The sequence below is a fragment of the Brevundimonas sp. UBA5866 genome (genome assembly GCF_002432125.1).
Taxonomy (GTDB): domain Bacteria; phylum Pseudomonadota; class Alphaproteobacteria; order Caulobacterales; family Caulobacteraceae; genus Brevundimonas.
In genome coordinates this window covers 1-14,811 of the sequence record NZ_DJFS01000033.1, presented here as the reverse complement: position 1 = coordinate 14,811, position 14,811 = coordinate 1, and the positions used below count along the sequence as shown (strand labels likewise).

At 62.7% G+C, this 14,811-nt stretch carries 16 protein-coding genes and 1 tRNA gene; 11 read left to right on the top strand and 6 right to left on the bottom strand.

Annotated features, from left to right (window positions below; translation table 11 throughout):
- From B3H86_RS03940 to B3H86_RS03930, 3 genes are all read left to right on the top strand, one after another.
- On the top strand, positions 1–509 hold a 509-nt coding region (locus B3H86_RS03940; protein ID WP_292051303.1), incomplete at its 5' end, for an energy transducer TonB.
- Positions 510–676: 167 nt separating this feature from the next.
- A complete protein-coding gene (locus tag B3H86_RS03935) occupies positions 677–1,438 on the top strand; it encodes a M48 family metallopeptidase (RefSeq protein WP_292051302.1) in 762 nt (253 codons plus the stop codon).
- A gap of 94 nt (positions 1,439–1,532) precedes the next feature.
- A tRNA-His gene (locus B3H86_RS03930) sits at positions 1,533–1,609 on the top strand.
- Between the two features lie 74 nt (positions 1,610–1,683).
- Here the strand turns inward: B3H86_RS03930 and B3H86_RS03925 are convergent.
- Positions 1,684–3,525: a patatin-like phospholipase family protein gene (locus tag B3H86_RS03925; RefSeq protein WP_292051301.1), complete on the bottom strand. Its 1,842-nt coding sequence runs from the start codon at positions 3,523–3,525 to the stop codon at positions 1,684–1,686.
- Between the two features lie 178 nt (positions 3,526–3,703).
- Here B3H86_RS03925 and B3H86_RS03920 point away from each other — a divergent pair, with 178 nt between their 5' ends.
- On the top strand, positions 3,704–4,624 hold the full coding sequence (locus tag B3H86_RS03920; protein ID WP_292051300.1) for an enoyl-CoA hydratase-related protein: 921 nt from the start codon (positions 3,704–3,706) through the stop codon (positions 4,622–4,624).
- A 41-nt stretch (positions 4,625–4,665) separates the two neighbouring features.
- On the opposite strand, the gene B3H86_RS03915 is transcribed toward B3H86_RS03920, so the two are convergent.
- The 4 genes from B3H86_RS03915 to B3H86_RS03900 all read right to left on the bottom strand — a co-directional run bounded on the left by B3H86_RS03915 (position 4,666) and on the right by B3H86_RS03900 (position 8,083).
- On the bottom strand, positions 4,666–5,589 hold the full coding sequence (locus tag B3H86_RS03915) for a cobalamin biosynthesis protein CbiG (protein WP_292051299.1): 924 nt from the start codon (positions 5,587–5,589) through the stop codon (positions 4,666–4,668).
- A 75-nt stretch (positions 5,590–5,664) separates the two neighbouring features.
- Entirely contained in the window at positions 5,665–6,228 is a 564-nt protein-coding gene (locus tag B3H86_RS03910; RefSeq protein ID WP_292051298.1) for a hypothetical protein, read from the bottom strand.
- Between the two features lie 2 nt (positions 6,229–6,230).
- Positions 6,231–7,016: an exodeoxyribonuclease III gene (gene xth / locus B3H86_RS03905; RefSeq protein WP_292051297.1), complete on the bottom strand. Its 786-nt coding sequence runs from the start codon at positions 7,014–7,016 to the stop codon at positions 6,231–6,233.
- A 104-nt stretch (positions 7,017–7,120) separates the two neighbouring features.
- The gene (locus B3H86_RS03900) at positions 7,121–8,083 is read right to left on the bottom strand and encodes a hypothetical protein (protein WP_292051296.1); all 963 of its coding nucleotides are present in this window, start codon (positions 8,081–8,083) and stop codon (positions 7,121–7,123) included.
- 137 nt (positions 8,084–8,220) lie between these two features.
- Between B3H86_RS03900 and B3H86_RS03895 the strand changes: the two genes are divergently transcribed.
- The 6 genes from B3H86_RS03895 (at position 8,221) to B3H86_RS03870 (ending at position 13,152) form a co-directional block, all read left to right on the top strand.
- The gene (locus B3H86_RS03895) at positions 8,221–9,294 is read left to right on the top strand and encodes an MBL fold metallo-hydrolase (protein WP_292051295.1); all 1,074 of its coding nucleotides are present in this window, start codon (positions 8,221–8,223) and stop codon (positions 9,292–9,294) included.
- Positions 9,291–10,055 carry an enoyl-CoA hydratase gene (locus tag B3H86_RS03890; RefSeq protein WP_292051294.1) on the top strand — a complete coding sequence of 255 codons (765 nt, stop codon included), beginning with the start codon at positions 9,291–9,293 and terminating at the stop codon, positions 10,053–10,055. The genes B3H86_RS03895 and B3H86_RS03890 overlap by 4 nt, the downstream gene beginning before the upstream one ends.
- Positions 10,056–10,154: 99 nt before the next feature.
- Positions 10,155–10,670 (top strand): GNAT family N-acetyltransferase, encoded by a 516-nt coding sequence (locus B3H86_RS03885; RefSeq protein ID WP_292051293.1) that lies wholly within the window; start codon positions 10,155–10,157, stop codon positions 10,668–10,670.
- A 51-nt stretch (positions 10,671–10,721) separates the two neighbouring features.
- Positions 10,722–11,297: a DUF1285 domain-containing protein gene (locus B3H86_RS03880; protein ID WP_292051292.1), complete on the top strand. Its 576-nt coding sequence runs from the start codon at positions 10,722–10,724 to the stop codon at positions 11,295–11,297.
- 35 nt (positions 11,298–11,332) lie between these two features.
- On the top strand, positions 11,333–11,935 hold the full coding sequence (locus tag B3H86_RS03875) for a CoA pyrophosphatase (RefSeq protein WP_292051291.1): 603 nt from the start codon (positions 11,333–11,335) through the stop codon (positions 11,933–11,935).
- Positions 11,932–13,152, top strand: a complete 1,221-nt coding sequence (locus tag B3H86_RS03870; RefSeq protein WP_292051290.1) for a CCA tRNA nucleotidyltransferase — start codon at positions 11,932–11,934, stop codon at positions 13,150–13,152. The genes B3H86_RS03875 and B3H86_RS03870 overlap by 4 nt, the downstream gene beginning before the upstream one ends.
- Here the strand turns inward: B3H86_RS03870 and B3H86_RS03865 are convergent.
- On the bottom strand, positions 13,118–14,086 hold the full coding sequence (locus tag B3H86_RS03865) for an endonuclease/exonuclease/phosphatase family protein (RefSeq protein ID WP_292051289.1): 969 nt from the start codon (positions 14,084–14,086) through the stop codon (positions 13,118–13,120). The genes B3H86_RS03870 and B3H86_RS03865 overlap by 35 nt on opposite strands.
- A 178-nt stretch (positions 14,087–14,264) precedes the next feature.
- On the opposite strand from B3H86_RS03865, the gene B3H86_RS03860 reads away from it, so the two are divergent.
- On the top strand, positions 14,265–14,811 hold a 547-nt coding region (locus tag B3H86_RS03860), incomplete at its 3' end, for a DUF2793 domain-containing protein (protein WP_292051288.1).

Here is a 14,811-nt window from a genome sequence, read left to right as displayed (position 1 = left end):
CTCCGCCGCCGCCGCCGCCGCCGCCGCCGACCGATACCCCGCCGCCGCCTAAGCTTCAGGTGCGCGAACCGGTGGTTACGGACATCGCGCCGCCGGTGACTGTCGACGTCGAGCCGACCAAGAAGGAAGACCGTCGTGAATACGAAGGTCCTCCGGTTGTGGTCCAAGGCCCGCCGCCGCCTCCGGCTCCGCCGGCACCGCCGCCTCCGCCGAAAGCTTCGGTGATCACGAACCCGCAATGGTCGCGCGCTCCGCGTCCGACCGAGCGTGACTTCCCGCAGCGTGCCCTCGACCGTGGTGTCGGTGGTTATGCCGTGGTGGAGTGCACCGTGACCCCGAGCGGCCGTCCGGAAGGCTGCCGTACGATTGAAGAAAGCCCGTCCGGCATGGGCTTTGGTCAAGCTGCACAACGTATCGTGCAACGTGGCCAGCTTTCGCCGCGTACCGTTGACGGTGCTGCGACGAACGCCAAGTTCACCGTACGCGTGCCGTTCAACCTGGGCGACTAAGTCCAGCGTAGAACGTCTGCAAAAAGACAGAGCGCTCCGGCTTCGGCCGGGGCGCTTTTTCTTTGTGCGGTAACGAACGTTCGGAGCCGGATTGCCATTATGCGCGTTGCGGCACTAAGGCAGATTTTTATCGGCTGTACGCCGTCGATTCTTGGGAAATGGATATCATGCGCATCAGAACCACCTTCGCCCGTACCGGCCTCATCGCGGCTTTGCTGGGCACCGGTTTGGTCGCGGGGTGTGCTTACAATGATACCTTGGGGCGCAACCAGGTGGTCATCGTTGATGACCGTGCTTTGGAGCAGGCCTCGGTGGCCGCCTGGGAACAGATACTGCGCACACAGAAACAGTCGAACGACCGTGCGATGAACGATCGCGTGCGTCAGGTCGGCAACCGTATCGTTCAGGCGGCGGGGCTACAAAACCGCCAATGGACCTATGCCGTGTTCGAAGACCAGGTGCCGAACGCATTCGTCCTGCCTTCGGGCCACATGGGCGTAACGACCGGTTTGCTTCGTATGACGCGCAATGACGACCAGCTGGCAACGGTCATCGGTCATGAGGTGGCTCATGTGGTGGGCCGCCACGCTGCCGAGCGCACCAGCACCAGCAGCCTGACGCAATTGGCCTTGGGCGCGGTGCAACGCGGGGCAGGGGACTATGGCCAGGCGGTCGGTGCGTTCGGCGGACTGGGGGCGCAATTGGGCTTCCTACTGCCGTTCTCGCGCAGGCATGAGCTGGAAGCAGACCGTCTGGGCATCGACTATATGACCCGCGCCGGGTACCGCGCACGCGAATCCATTACGCTGTGGCAAGCGATGGCCGCAGCCCAGAATCGCGCGGGCACGCCGGAGTTCGCATCCACACACCCGTCGGACCAGACCCGTATTGCAGCGCTTGAGGCCTATATCGCCCAGCGGGGCTACTGATTTTCCGGAGAACGGAAAAATACATCGTATTTCGTGAAAAGTGCTCTTGAATCAAACGCTGAGGCTAGGTAGAGAGAGCGCCTCGCAGCGATGTGCAGCCTTAGCTCAGCTGGTTAGAGCGCCGGTTTGTGGAGCCGGAGGTCCTCAGTTCGATCCTGAGAGGCTGTACCATTCCACCGCTCTAGGGCGGTGACGCGAATAAAGGGGCCGGACGGGCAATGCCATGTCCGGCCCTTTTGCGTTTATCATCTATGATCAACGGTTTGCGGCGGTTTCCGCTGGGGCAGCAGACGCGCCAATGCCGCGCGCACGGGTGACGCAACTGCGGCTTCGATCGATATTTCCGGTGCCGCTACCACTGGTTTTGGCGCGGGTCTGCGCAAATCGGCAATAGGTCTGTCGATCTGTGCCAAGGCCGCTTTCGCCGCCATCTCACCCGCTGCGACAGTGGGCTCGAACGCCTTCCACTCGCGTATATCGATCCCTTCGGGGCGGGGCATGATCAGGACATCGGTTTCCGCGCGGGCTTCGGCCAGTTCGGCGCTGGTGCTCAGGGTCGCGGCGCGCATGAGTACGGAGACGATGGGCGGGCCCTGTTTCCAAGCGCCCGACATGATCCAGCGCCACCATGATGGCGGGTTCTCCAGCTGCTCGGCATTGACCCCGCGCGTCTGCGATACATCGCTGCCGATCATGGGGCCGCGGTTAAAGCGGCGCATGACATCGCTGGGGAAGTTGCGCAGTACGGCACCGTCTACAAGCACCTGACCATTGCGGACAAACGGCGGAATCAGGCCGGGGATGGCCACAGAGGCCCGCAAGGCCTCGCGCAGCAAGCCCTCGCGGTGAACCTCGATCCTGCCGGTCGTCAGATTGGCCGAGACGGCAAAGAAGGGCAGGGGCATGTCCTCGATCGCCAGATCCCCATAGGCCTCCTGCAGCAGGTTCTGGAGCTTGTTCGCCCGCGTCAGCGCGACAAGGGGCAGGGCGATGTCGGACAGGGGGTCCTTGCGCACAAAGACGTCATGGATGCGGGCCTCCAGTTCCTCCTGCGTCCAGCCCAATGCAGGGCCAGCGGCAATGATGCCGCCCATAGAGGAGCCGCCGAGGAAATCGACGGGGATCTTCGCGTCATTCAAGGCTCTGAGCACACCGATGTGGGCATAGGCCCGCGCCCCGCCACCGGAAAGAACCAGACCGACAGAGGCCCCCGTGATGACCCGCGCCATACGGTGTGCGTCATGGGCCGAGCCGTCCTGACAGTGGAACCAGCGACCGGGGCTCATGGCATCCAGCCACGGCTTGCAGGGGTGGCGTTGGCCGACAGGTGTCTTCGACAACAGGATCAGATCGGTAAGCTGCTGGACCAGCTCTGAATCGCCGTTTCGCTTGGTCGCCTTGGCGGGCGGGGCATTTTCCGGGTCACCGACAATGAAAAGACGGTCCACCTGACGGGCGCACAGATTGGCCCATGCCGGCTCGTCTGCTTCTGCGACATAGAGGACAAAGTCATGGGCGTCTTCGATGCGGGCGAACCAGTCCGCGGCCAGTGTCGTGGCGTCGCGGTCGATAATGCGGACGCGATAGCCCTCTGCTTCGATGGCTGCATGGATGGCCTCTACGAACGGGCGGATAGGCTGGGCGCGTGCGGCGACGAAGCCGTGCGCGGTGGGGAAATCGTTGGAGCCCTTCTGTCGGTTTCGCCGGATCATCACCCGGGCAACCTCGGCCATCAGGTCCGGATGGCTGCGGCTCAGCTCATAGAAGGCCTCGCGGGGCAGGGCGATGACTTCGCTGTCACGGAGGGCCACCACATTGGCTGTATGGGCGGTATCGGCCAGCATGGCCATTTCGCCCACGGGCGTGCCGGGATGGACAATGCCGATGAACTCTGACGGCTGGCCCTCGCGGGGGATGAACACACCCAGACGCCCCGATTGCAGGACATAGAAAGTGTCTGCCGGATCACCTGCCGAGAACAGACGGTCGCCCTCGGTAAGCGCGAACCAGCTGGCACGCGGGTCCGGCTTCTCCGTAAGGATGCGGGCAAGGGCGCTGTCCAGACTGTCGCGGGTAGGGTGGGCCATCGGCGGATGTGGCAATCTTCTATGGAGTGGGTTGAACAATACCGCTGTTCGGCTGCAACTCTATAGTCAGGGTAAAGGTTAAAACCTCATGCCCCTGTTGTTGCATGGCGAATCCGTTCGCACCCGAGGCTGCGATAAGGTTTAACCACGCCATAGACCCCCATAACGGAACTGATTCATGACCAATCCGAACGACCCGAAGAATGGCCAGCCGTCGGAAGAGGATCTGAACGCGCTGGATATCACCGATGCCGAGGCGGCCGTGATCAACAGCATTGTTCATCCCCTGGTGGCGGATGCCGCGCCGGACGCCAATAGCGATTTGGTCCAGATCGACAGCCTGCCGTCGGGTGTGGTGTTTGTGACGATCAACCGTCCGCAAAAGAAAAACGCTTTCAACGCCGAGGTGATTGCCGCCCTGCACGAAGCTTTCGAGACCCTGCACGGGGCCGACCACGTGCGCGCAGTCATCGTTCGCGGGGCGGGCGGTACCTTCTGTGCGGGGGCGGACCTGAACTGGATGCGCGACGCCGCCGACTGGTCCGAAAGCGAGAACCGCGATGACGCTATGGGCCTGGCGCGGATGCTCAAGGCGCTGCACGATGTTCCGGCCCTGACGGTTGCGCTGGTCGAAGGGGCGGCTATGGGCGGCGGTGCGGGCATTGTTGCCGCCTGTGACATGGCTGTGGCCGTCGAGGGCGCGCGTTTTGCCTTCTCCGAAGTGAAGCTGGGCCTCATCCCCGCGACCATCGCCCCCTATGTGATCGAGGCTATCGGTGCCCGCCGCGCGCGTCAGCTGTTCCTGACCGCCAATGTCTTCGACACAGATTATGCGGCCCATGCTGGCCTTATCGACCTTATTATCGGTCAGGAGCAGGTGGACGAGTTCATCTCCATGCTCACCGACGGTCTGACGGCCAATGCGCCGGGCGCGATGGGGGACGCAAAACGTCTGGTCCACGATGTCGCCGGTCGCGAGATCGACGCCCGCCTGCTGGACGATACGGCCAAGCGCATCGCCCGCGCACGGGTATCGGCCGAAGGTCAGGAAGGTGTTCGGGCCTTCCTCGACAAGCGTGCGCCGAAATGGGCCGAATAGGCTGAAATGGAAAAAGGGGGCCGGTTGGCCCCCTTTTTTTATCAGCCGACCCCGAGGATCCAGCCTTCTTCGTTTTCGACCTTGTCGATCACCTCGGCAGAGGTGCCGGAAGGCGGTGCAAAGGCTTTTTGCAGCCTGCCCTCGTCGTCCATCGTGGCAATGGCCTCGGCGGCGGCGCGCACTTCTGACTGGGTCTTGTATTCCTTGATACCCTCGGCGTTGATCTGGCGCGTGGCTTTGAACAGCGCGGGCCAGACCTCTACGATAAGGGTCGAGATACCCGACAGGTCATCCTCGCCCAGCTCGCGCCAGCCGGTACCGAACGGCCAGAGGGCCGCAGAGGTGTCCAGCTTGGCCAACAGGCGGCGCAGCATGGGAACGCCGACCAGCGTCAGACCGCCAATCGCACCGGCACCATGCATCTGCCATACGCTGTGCGCCGGCAGCTTCATCTGGCGTGCAGCCTGTTCGGTGGCGCGGAACTCGGGGATGTTGTCGCCAGAGCCTTCAGGCGGCTTGGTGGTCGTCAGCCAGCGCTGGGCCTGACTGGCGGGGGCCCCCCAGAACGGCCAAGGCTGGTCCGTCATCAGGCGGTTCATCTTGGCCGCGACCTGATAGCGGTTATTGGTGTTGTCGGCCTTGTCTACGACGTTGGACGTCAGGAATTTGCCCATAGCGTCCCACGGGCGACCTTCCAGCTTCAGCAGGGCCGATGTGCCCGCCGGGAAGCCGAAATCAAAGTCCAGGCCCAGCAGTACGCGGTCACCGCGCTTGCGGTGCTCGGCCAGCAGGTTTTCCAGCATGGCCTCGCCCTCGGCGCGCGTGGCGACATTGTGGGTCTCGGTATAGAGGCGGAAACGCACGTCACGCTTGGCCACGCCGATCCACAGGGTCTGCTCACCCAGCTTCTTGCCTTCGGCAGCGGTCCATTTGGCGATGATATAGGCGTCGAACAATCGGGCCACTTGGGGCTCCAGTTAAAACTGAGGTTGAAGATTTGGGTTATTTCTAGCGGTCCGTGCGCAGCACGTGAAGGGTGGTTAGGCCTTGGTGACCGCTTCGATATGGGCCAGCCATCGGCGCGCCAGACGAAGGCCCTCATTGGCCGAGCCGGTCAGGCGTGGGCCTGAGGCCGTCTGTCCGGCAACGGGGTTCAGGGATTGCGGCGTATGCCAGTATGCACGCCACAGGCTGATTTCGAACTCCGGGCACTGGGGATCGCGGAACATCAGGCGCAGGATCACGCTTTCGGCATCCTCGACCAGAACGTCCAGATCGTTGCGGCCCAGATGGCGGCGGACGCGGGCTACCACGTGGCGGTCCACAATGATTTCCGCGCCTTCGATCTCGTCATATTCGAACACCAGACCGATAGCGCCCTTGTTCCAGAGTACGGCCAGTTGTTCGTTGGTCAGGTCCAGTCCTGCGGCCTTGCCCTCTGCGGGCGCAATAGCTTGCATGTCCGGCGTACCGGACAGGGCATTACGCATCGCCCGGCGCAGACGCCGCTCGGACTCCATCCACCATGACAGGAAGAAGAAGGTGGTGGTGGCAGTGGCGGCGATCAGGGCGACCAACAATATGGCCCTGAACGTCTCCCCCATGATCACCCCTCCAGATCAAGATCCACGACCACAGGAACGTGGTCACTTGGTTTTTCCATATCGCGGGCGTCGCGGTGGGTTTCAATCCCCCTGAATCGGTCCGCTGCCTGCGGCGAGAGTAGGGCGTAGTCGATGCGAATACCATTGTTCCGCTGCCACGCTCCGGCCTGATAATCCCAGAAGGTGTAGGTGCCCTTGGGTTCCTTGCCCAGTTCGTGGGCATCGGACAGGCCCAGCCACTTCATGCCTTTGAGCGCAGCCCGCGTCTCGGGCTGGAACAGGGCGTCGTTGACCCATTCCTCGGGCTTGGCGGCATCTTCGGGCGTGAGGATGCAGTTGTAGTCGCCGCACAGGGCCAGCGGCTCTTCGAACGTCAACAGTTCCTTTGCCCGGTCGTGCAGGCGCTGGAACCAGTTCAGCTTGTAGGGAAACTTTTCGGTGTCGATCGGATTGCCGTTCGGCAGATAGATCGAGGCCACGCGCACAGGTTGCGGGCTTTCGATCAGGGCCTCGATATAGCGGGCCTGTTCGTCGCTCTCGTCACCCGGCAGGCCGCGTACGACGTCCGAGACCGGATATTTCGACAGCAGGGCCACGCCATTATAGGTTTTCTGGCCGTGGGTTTCGACGTTGTAGCCAAGGCTTTCAAAGGCTTCGCGCGGGAACTTCTCGTCCACGCACTTGATCTCCTGAAAACAGGCGACGTCGGGCCGGGCGGCTTCGAGCCACGCCAGCACGGTAGGCAGGCGGGCGTTGACCGAGTTCACGTTCCAGGTGGCAATACGCATGGGTCTTGATTAGGCCGCCGTGGCGGTATCCGGAAGAGGCAAAAAGAAAAACGCCGCCGGGGAAGGTCCCCGACGGCGCATTATCGTCGAAATGACCGCTGGGATCAGTTTTCGGAACCGTTGGTGCCTTGCGGAGCACCTTCGGTCAGCTTGCAGCCGCCGCCGATCTGGGCTGCTTCTGCGCACGGATAGACCTGCTGCACGGCTTTTTCGTTGTTCAGACGGGCAATGAGGCCATCGCTGCCATTGCACTTGGCTTCGATGAAGGAGCCGTTGGCGTTCGAGCCCATGTAGCGGACATCGGACACGTCACACGCAGCCGCGTCGGAACCGCTGAACCAGGTCTTCACGCTGGCGATCTGCTCAGGCTTGGTGGTGTAGTTGCAGGTGATGTTGGCCGAGGCGAGGGTGAGGCAGGAATCGACTTCCCAGCCGCCGCCGTCCTTGCGGTTGATGCGATAGCCATCGACACCGTCACAGCCGACTTCATAAACGTAGTTGCTGCCTTTGCGGCCGATCAGCCCGTATTCGTTTACGGCGCAGGGTACGCCTGCCTCGGTGGCCATTCGGGCGATCACCTGATCATAGTTGGCATTGGCGGGCAGGGTGCATTTCGGGCCAAGAACAGCTTCGGGATTGGCTGCTTTCTGGCGGGCCTGGGTGGTGTCGTTTTCGTAGCAGTCAACGATGGTGGCCGGGGTGGTGGTCACCAGCATGTAGCCAAAGTCGTTGGCGCAGGCGACCTCGAAGAATTTCTGCTGTTCCGGCGTCACGCCCAGCAGCTTGGCCTCGGTCGGCTGGCAGCGGACGTTGTTGGCCGTCAGGATTTGCTGGGCTTCGGCCAAGACCTCTTCAGGAGACGGCGCGGCAGGAGCCTGTCCGCGGGCGGGCTGCTGGCGGCCACGGTTCAGTCGGCTGTTGTTGCCGCGTTCCGTATTTGCGCTCTCGCGGCCCGCGTTTTCCCGGTCCTGCATCGCTGCGGCTGCGGAAGCCGAGGCAGAGTTGACGGTCAGAAGTGCAAGGCTGGTAGCGATACAAATAGCTTGCAGTCGGGAACGGTTGGTCACGGGGCATCTCCTGGCCACGAAGGTTTACGCAGCCTTGGCCGTAGTCCGAAGCACGGTCAAGGCAGGATCAATCTGTACTCTGGACCAAAGGGCCAAAATCTGACAAGTCGATAAGAGAGTTTCGATTGGAGACGTACTTGGCCGACGGCACCACAACGGATCTGGCCCGCGTAGAGCGGGGGCTGACCTATCCGCAGGCCGCGCTTCCCCGCACCGGTGAGGCGATCGAGGTGGCGCAGGGTGTGTTCTGGCTGCGTTTCGGCCTGCCGATGGCGCTGGACCATATAAATATCTATGCGATTGCGGACGGTGATCGCTGGGTCGTGGTCGATGCCGGTCTTTATACCCCAGAGACTTGCGCCGGTTGGGAAGAGGCTCTGGGCGGTGCGCTCGGAAATCTGCCGGTTGGTCGCGTGGTGGTCACCCATATGCACCCTGACCATCTGGGGGCAGCGGGGTGGCTGTGCCGACGCTATGACGCCCCCTTGCTGATGTCGCGTCTGGAATATCTCAGTGCCCATTTCTATGTCGCAGAGGATGCGGCACCGGCCTCTGGCACAGCCGAGGCTTTTTTCCGTTCCGCGGGATGGACCGGCGAGGACATCGAGCGATGGAAAGCCCGTCGCGGGCGCTTTTCGCGCATCATGTCCCCCGTTCCCCAGCAATATGTGCGGCTCAAGGATGCGGACGAGCTGACCATTGGCGGGCGCGTCTGGACGGTTGTCGTCGGCGAGGGGCACAGCCCCGAACACGTCTGTCTGTGGCGAAAGGACGATGACACCTTCATCGCGGGCGATCAGATACTTCCGAAGATATCATCCAATATCGGGGTCTGGGATGGCGAGCCGCTGGCCAATCCCCTGGATGACTGGCTTCATTCGCTGGAATCCCTGAAGGCGCGGCTGCCGGAAAACCTTCTGGTCCTGCCTTCGCACGGTGAGCCGTTTTATGGTGTCACCGCGCGGCTGGAGGCGCTTATCCGCGGCCATCATGTGGGGCTAAAGCGGCTGGAACGTTCGCTGAAGCAACCGTGCCGTGCCGTGGATGTGTTCGGTGCGCTGTTTGCGCGCAGTGTCGGCCCCGAAGTTTTGGGCATGGCCACAGCAGAATCGCTGGCACATTTAAACTATCTAGAAGCACAGGGCCGGGCTGTTCGGCGGCGTGATGCCGACGGTGTGGACTGGTGGACCATTGTGGAGGACATCCGGTGACGGAGCATATCAAGACCCGTATCGAGGACGGCGTGATGTACGTCGCCATGAACCGTGCGGACAAGAAGAACGCCATTACCCAGGCCATGTATCTGGCCATGACCGAGGCATTCAACCGCGCGCGTACAGATGACGCCGTGCGCGCCGTGATGATCTCGGGCGAGGGCGATGATTTCTCGTCCGGCAACGACATCGCCGACTTCATGAAGCTGGGTCAGTCCGGTGGCGATCTGGTGGACAGCGATGTTTTCAAATTCCTGAAATCGCTGGCCGATCTGGACAAGCCACTGGTCGCGGCTGTGCGCGGCCGTGCGGTGGGCGTGGGCCTGACCATGCTTCTGCATTGCGACTTTGTCGTTGTGGCCAAGGACGCCAAGCTGTCCACGCCGTTCGTGAACCTGGCGCTGGTGCCCGAAGCGGCTTCGACCCTTTTGCTGCCACGCATGATCGGTCATCCGCGCGCGTTCGAAATGTTTGCTCTGGGTGAACCGATCGATGGCGGTCAGGCCTATGAGTGGGGGCTGGCCAACCGTGCGGTGCCCTGCAATGTCGTCGAGGCCGTAGCCATCGATATCGCCCAGCGTCTGTCCAAACGTGCTCCAAATGCCCTGCGCCAGACCAAGGCCCTGATGCGCGATGCTTCGGCCATGTGGGAGTTGATGCAGCGTGAAGGCTCGATCTTCAGTGCCCAGATGCAAAGCCCCGAGGCGATGGAAGCCTTCATGGCCTTCATGCAGAAACGGCAGCCGAATTTCGGCTAGGGGCGAATACCCACAGTTAGCTTGGCTGTAATCGCCAAATGGCGGGTTTGCGATCAATTGATGATTGATTCGTCGTGAGCTTAGCCCTAGTGCGCCGCCATGAACATAGTGCACGCGTCCCCGTCCGATTTTGATCCCGCCCGCGAGGTGGTGATCAACCGCGAGCAACGCGAGGATGCTGGCGACGTGGATGCGCTGGTCATGGCGGCCTTCGGGCCGGGCCGTTTTGCCAAGACGGCCGAGCGCCTGCGTGAAAAATCGGCCCTGATCGCAGGCTTCACGATCCGCGACGAACATCAGGCCCTGATTGGATCGGTTCGATTGTGGGCGGTCCGGTCCGGTGAGGCGAAGGCTGCGTTTCTGGGGCCGATCGCGGTTGCCAAGACCATCCGTAGCACTGGATTGGGCGGCCAGTTGGTCGCCCGCTGTATCGAGGAAGCGCGCCGGATGGAACTGGACGGCATCCTTCTGATTGGCGACCCTCCCTATTTCGAGCGTTTCGGGTTCCAGCCTGCGCCCAAGGCCGTGTTTGGCGGTCCGGTCAATCCGGCGCGGGTCATGTGGCTGCCTTTGAACGGTGTGTCGCCTGACGGTGCTGTGCTGCCTGTCAGCTGACTCTGGAATTCACGGCTTCAAATAGTGGCCATTGCCGCCCATATTCGGGGCATGCAAACGCCGCCCGACAAACCGGACCACAAGAACTCTCCGCTTCAAGCCGTCGCCGAGGCGGCAAGGCAGGCACCGGGCAGGGGATTGCCTCCGGTCCATCTGTGGCATCCCGACCATTGCGGGGACATCGACATTGTCATCCGTGCGGACGGCGTGTGGATGCACGAGGGATCGCCGATCGGGCGACCGGAAATGGTGAGGCTGTTCAGCACGATCCTTAGAAAGGATCCGGATGGCTATCATCTGGTCACGCCGGTCGAGAAACTGGCGATCACGGTTGAAGACCTGCCATTCCGTGCCATCAGCGTTCGCGAGGAAGCCGGCGAACTGGTTTTTGTGACGGATCAGGGCGATGAGGCGGTTGCCGGTGGTGAGCACGCCATCGTGGTCGAAACCGACGCCGAGACAGGCGAGCCCGCGCCGCGGGTTCATGTCCGCGGGGATCTGTGGGCGCGTATTGTGCGGCCGGTCTTCTATGAACTGGTTGAACGCGCGCAGGAAATAGACGGGACACTGGCTGTCCGGTCGGGTGAGAGCGTGTTTGCTCTGGGGCCTAAGGGATCGGGCCTGTGACGGAGCATCGCTCCGAGTGTCTGCGTACGCGATTGATGTCGCGGCTGCAGGCCCCTTCGGATTGGTGGCTGGATGAGACGCCGCCGTATTCGGACTTCGACCTCAACGATGCGATGGAACGCCCTGAGCGCACACTGCGCCCGGCTGCGGTGCTGATTGCGGTCATGGATCGTGCGGATGGACCGACAGTGCTGATGACGCGCCGTTCGGATTCCCTGGCCAGCCATACTGGGCAGATCGCTTTTCCGGGTGGGCGGCTGGACCCCGGAGAAACGGCTGTTGAAGCGGCCCTGCGCGAAGCCTGGGAAGAGGTCGGACTTGATCCGCAGCTGGTGGAAATTCTGGGCGTCGGTGATGGCTATGAGACGGGCACGGGCTTTGCCGTGACCCCTGTGGTCGGTTGGCTGAAGGGCGAGCCGGTCCTGAAACCGTCCCCAGCCGAGGTGGCCGAAGTGTTCGAGGCTCCGTGGTCCTTCCTTATGGATCCGGCCAATCACCGTCGGGAATATTATGAACCTGAGGGGCAGCCGCGACGCTGGTTCTGGGCCATGCCTTATCGCGAGCACTATATCTGGGGCGTGACCGCGGGCATTCTGCGTCGCCTGTGCGACCGGCTGTATGAGGGCAAGGTGGCGTGAGTACACCTGATCTCGGCCAGCAGACATGGTTGTCATCCGACAGCTCCAAGGCGGTGATCGCTGCACTGGAAGCCTTCGGAGGGACGGATTGCGCCCGCTTTGTCGGCGGATGTGTGCGCAATGCGATACTGGGTGCCAAGGTCGATGACATCGACATCGCCACCTGCCTGACGCCGGATCAGGTTCTGGCCGCCTTGAAAAAAGCCGGTATCCGCGCGGTTCCGACCGGCATCGAGCACGGGACGGTGACAGCCATAGTGCGCGGCCGGCCGTTCGAGATCACCACCCTAAGACGGGACGTCGAAACCGACGGACGCAGGGCGGTGGTGGCCTTTACAACCGACTGGGCAGAAGATGCGGCGCGGCGCGATTTTTGCCTGAATGCCCTTTATGCATCCGCTGATGGTGCCATCCACGATCCTACCGGACGGGGGTTGGCCGATGCATTGGCGCGTCGCGTCGTCTTTGTCGGGGAGGCGCGGCAGCGTATCCGCGAAGACTATCTGCGTATCCTGCGTTTCTATCGTTTCTGGGCCTGGTACGGCAAAGGTCCGGTTGATCCGGAAGGGCACGCCGCCTGCTCGGCACTGGCGGACGGTGTGGCGTCCCTGTCGGCAGAGCGGGTTTCGAAAGAGCTGCTGAAACTTCTGGGCGCGGCCAATCCTGTTCCCGCCATAGAGGCGATGACCGAAGCGGGCGTTCTGCAGGTTATCCTGCCGCAACTGTCATCGGACGGATTTGAGGCGGTCGCACAGCTGACCGACGATCCCCTGCTCAGGCTGGCGGCGCTGTTGCCGCGTGAGCCCGAGCAGGTTGTGGCCGAAGCCAAGCGGCTGCGTCTGTCGAACGCGCAGCGTGATCGGTGGCTGGCTGCGATCAAACCTCTGCCCGATGTTTTGACGGAACAGACAATGCGGGCGGTCGTCTGGACAGACGGGGTGCAGGCTTTCTGTGACCGTTCGATCCTGCGCCAGGCGGTCGAGCCCGAAGCGGCACCCTATGCAGGGTTGCGGCAGATGGCGATGGCGTGGGAGCCACCGCCTATGCCTGTCAGCGGGCGCGATCTTTCACGCTCGGGGATCAAGGCAGGCCCGCTGACCGGGATCATACTCAAAAGGTTTCAGGAGGAATGGATCGCTGCCGACTTCCCGTCAGAGGGGCACGCGGAACGATTGGCGGCCATCATCCATCGGTTGCGGCCCTCCGATAGCGCGTAATGACGGGGCGGTGGTCCGAACCGTTTTTGCGGCCCAGCTTGCGCTCTGTCAGGACAAGGTCGGTCGAGTGCCAGACCTGATCAATGGTGATGCCCAGCGGTGACGGGTATTTCGAAGGCCATGTGCCGGGAAAACCGGGGGCGGGCGCCAGTCCGGTGGTTTCCTTCATCTGGCGTCCGATACGGCCCGAAGACACGCTGTTGAAATCACCGGCAATAATGACCGTCTGGCCCAGTCTCTGGCGCTCCATCGCAAGGTCCTCAACCTGGCCGACCTGTACGAACGGCTGGCGATAGGGCCAGGGCCGCGTCAGGTGGACCGAGGAAAAAGCGACGGGGCCGAGGGGCGTCTCGGACTTGGCCGAAAGGGCGACCAAGCGGTCGTTCGTGTTTTCATCGATCGCTTCCAGCGGCCAGCGGCTGGCGACGAGAGCGCGCGCAGGGGCGACGTTGCGGTTTCCGACCGAAGACACCAGACGGTACGGGTGGTCCGGCAGCAGGGTGTCCAGTTCGGATGAAGGCGCGTCGCCCAGCTCAACCAGAAGCACCACATCGGGATTGGCGGCTTTGATGGATGCCGCCATCGCCCTGACATCGGTATTGCGGGCCCACAGATTGGCCGAATAGACGGTCAGGCTTTCCGAAGCTGGATCGGCCTTGCCGCGGGCCGGAAACCACTGGGGCCAAACGGCCAGAGTCAGCAGGGCCGTGACCACCAGAGCAAACACAGCCGAGGTGCGCAGGCGAAACAGGCCCAGCACCACCGTCCACGCCACACTGGCCAGCAGGGCCGGCGCGACGAACTGGTTGGCCAGATCGGGCCAGGGGTGGTCACTACGGCTGAGGGCCGCCAAAGCAATGGCCAGGGGCGCGAGCGTAATCGCACAGGCGACGATGTTGGCGAGGGCTGGGAGAATGCGGCGTTTGGAGCTCATGCGATCAGCGATAGCGAAAACACCGGCAGGGTCCAAGCGTGACCGGAATCTTGTTTTCGATGATATAATCTAACACGCCAAACCATTGTGAAATAAGGGATTGCTACGCTTTCATCCGCTTGTACGCGCCTTGGTGGACAGGCGGAGGATGCTGGTCTCCAACGATAGGGAGACTGTAATGACGGATGTCAGTGCGCGGCTGGGATTGCCTTATGTGGCGGCTGGCCAGCTTCAGAAACATGTGACGGTGAACGAGGCCATGACGCGGCTGGATGCCTTGGTCCAGAGCGTTGCCCAAAGCCGTACGCGATCTTCACCGCCCGGCGTGGTCGAGGAGGGCGCGATGTTCATCGTCGGTCCCGACCCGTTCGATGGCTGGAGCGGATACGCGCATGGCGATCTGCTCCGTGCCGATATCGGCGGGTGGGTCCGGATCGACCCTGCCGAAGGTATGCGGCTGACGGTCCTGGAAGAGGGCGCGGTGGTTGTCCGTCTGGATGGCGAATGGCGCGCTCTGGGCTCTGCGCGTCGGGAAACCCGAACCGTAACATCCGACGAGACGCTATCCGTTCCGGCTTGGGCCAGATGGGTCGAAATGGTCTGCGTCGGCGGGGGCGGTGCAGGGGCGGCGGGCATGTCCGGCTATGCCGCGACACACCGCTCGGGCGGCGGTGGTGGCGGGGCGGGCGGTATCAGCCGCGCGACCTATCCGGCAGAGTCGTTGG

Excerpts from the sequence above, each read along its gene's own strand:
- B3H86_RS03920 (WP_292051300.1), top strand. The coding sequence starts at position 3,704 with ATGACCAATCCGAACGACCCGAAGAATGGCCAGCCGTCGGAAGAGGAT.
- B3H86_RS03880 (WP_292051292.1), top strand. The coding sequence starts at position 10,722 with ATGCAAACGCCGCCCGACAAACCGGACCACAAGAACTCTCCGCTTCAA.
- B3H86_RS03885 (WP_292051293.1), top strand. The coding sequence starts at position 10,155 with ATGAACATAGTGCACGCGTCCCCGTCCGATTTTGATCCCGCCCGCGAG.
- B3H86_RS03865 (WP_292051289.1), bottom strand. The coding sequence starts at position 14,086 with ATGAGCTCCAAACGCCGCATTCTCCCAGCCCTCGCCAACATCGTCGCC.
- B3H86_RS03935 (WP_292051302.1), top strand. The coding sequence starts at position 677 with ATGCGCATCAGAACCACCTTCGCCCGTACCGGCCTCATCGCGGCTTTG.
- B3H86_RS03910 (WP_292051298.1), bottom strand. The coding sequence starts at position 6,228 with ATGGGGGAGACGTTCAGGGCCATATTGTTGGTCGCCCTGATCGCCGCC.
- xth (WP_292051297.1), bottom strand. The coding sequence starts at position 7,016 with ATGCGTATTGCCACCTGGAACGTGAACTCGGTCAACGCCCGCCTGCCT.
- B3H86_RS03875 (WP_292051291.1), top strand. The coding sequence starts at position 11,333 with ATGTCGCGGCTGCAGGCCCCTTCGGATTGGTGGCTGGATGAGACGCCG.
- B3H86_RS03925 (WP_292051301.1), bottom strand. The coding sequence starts at position 3,525 with ATGGCCCACCCTACCCGCGACAGTCTGGACAGCGCCCTTGCCCGCATC.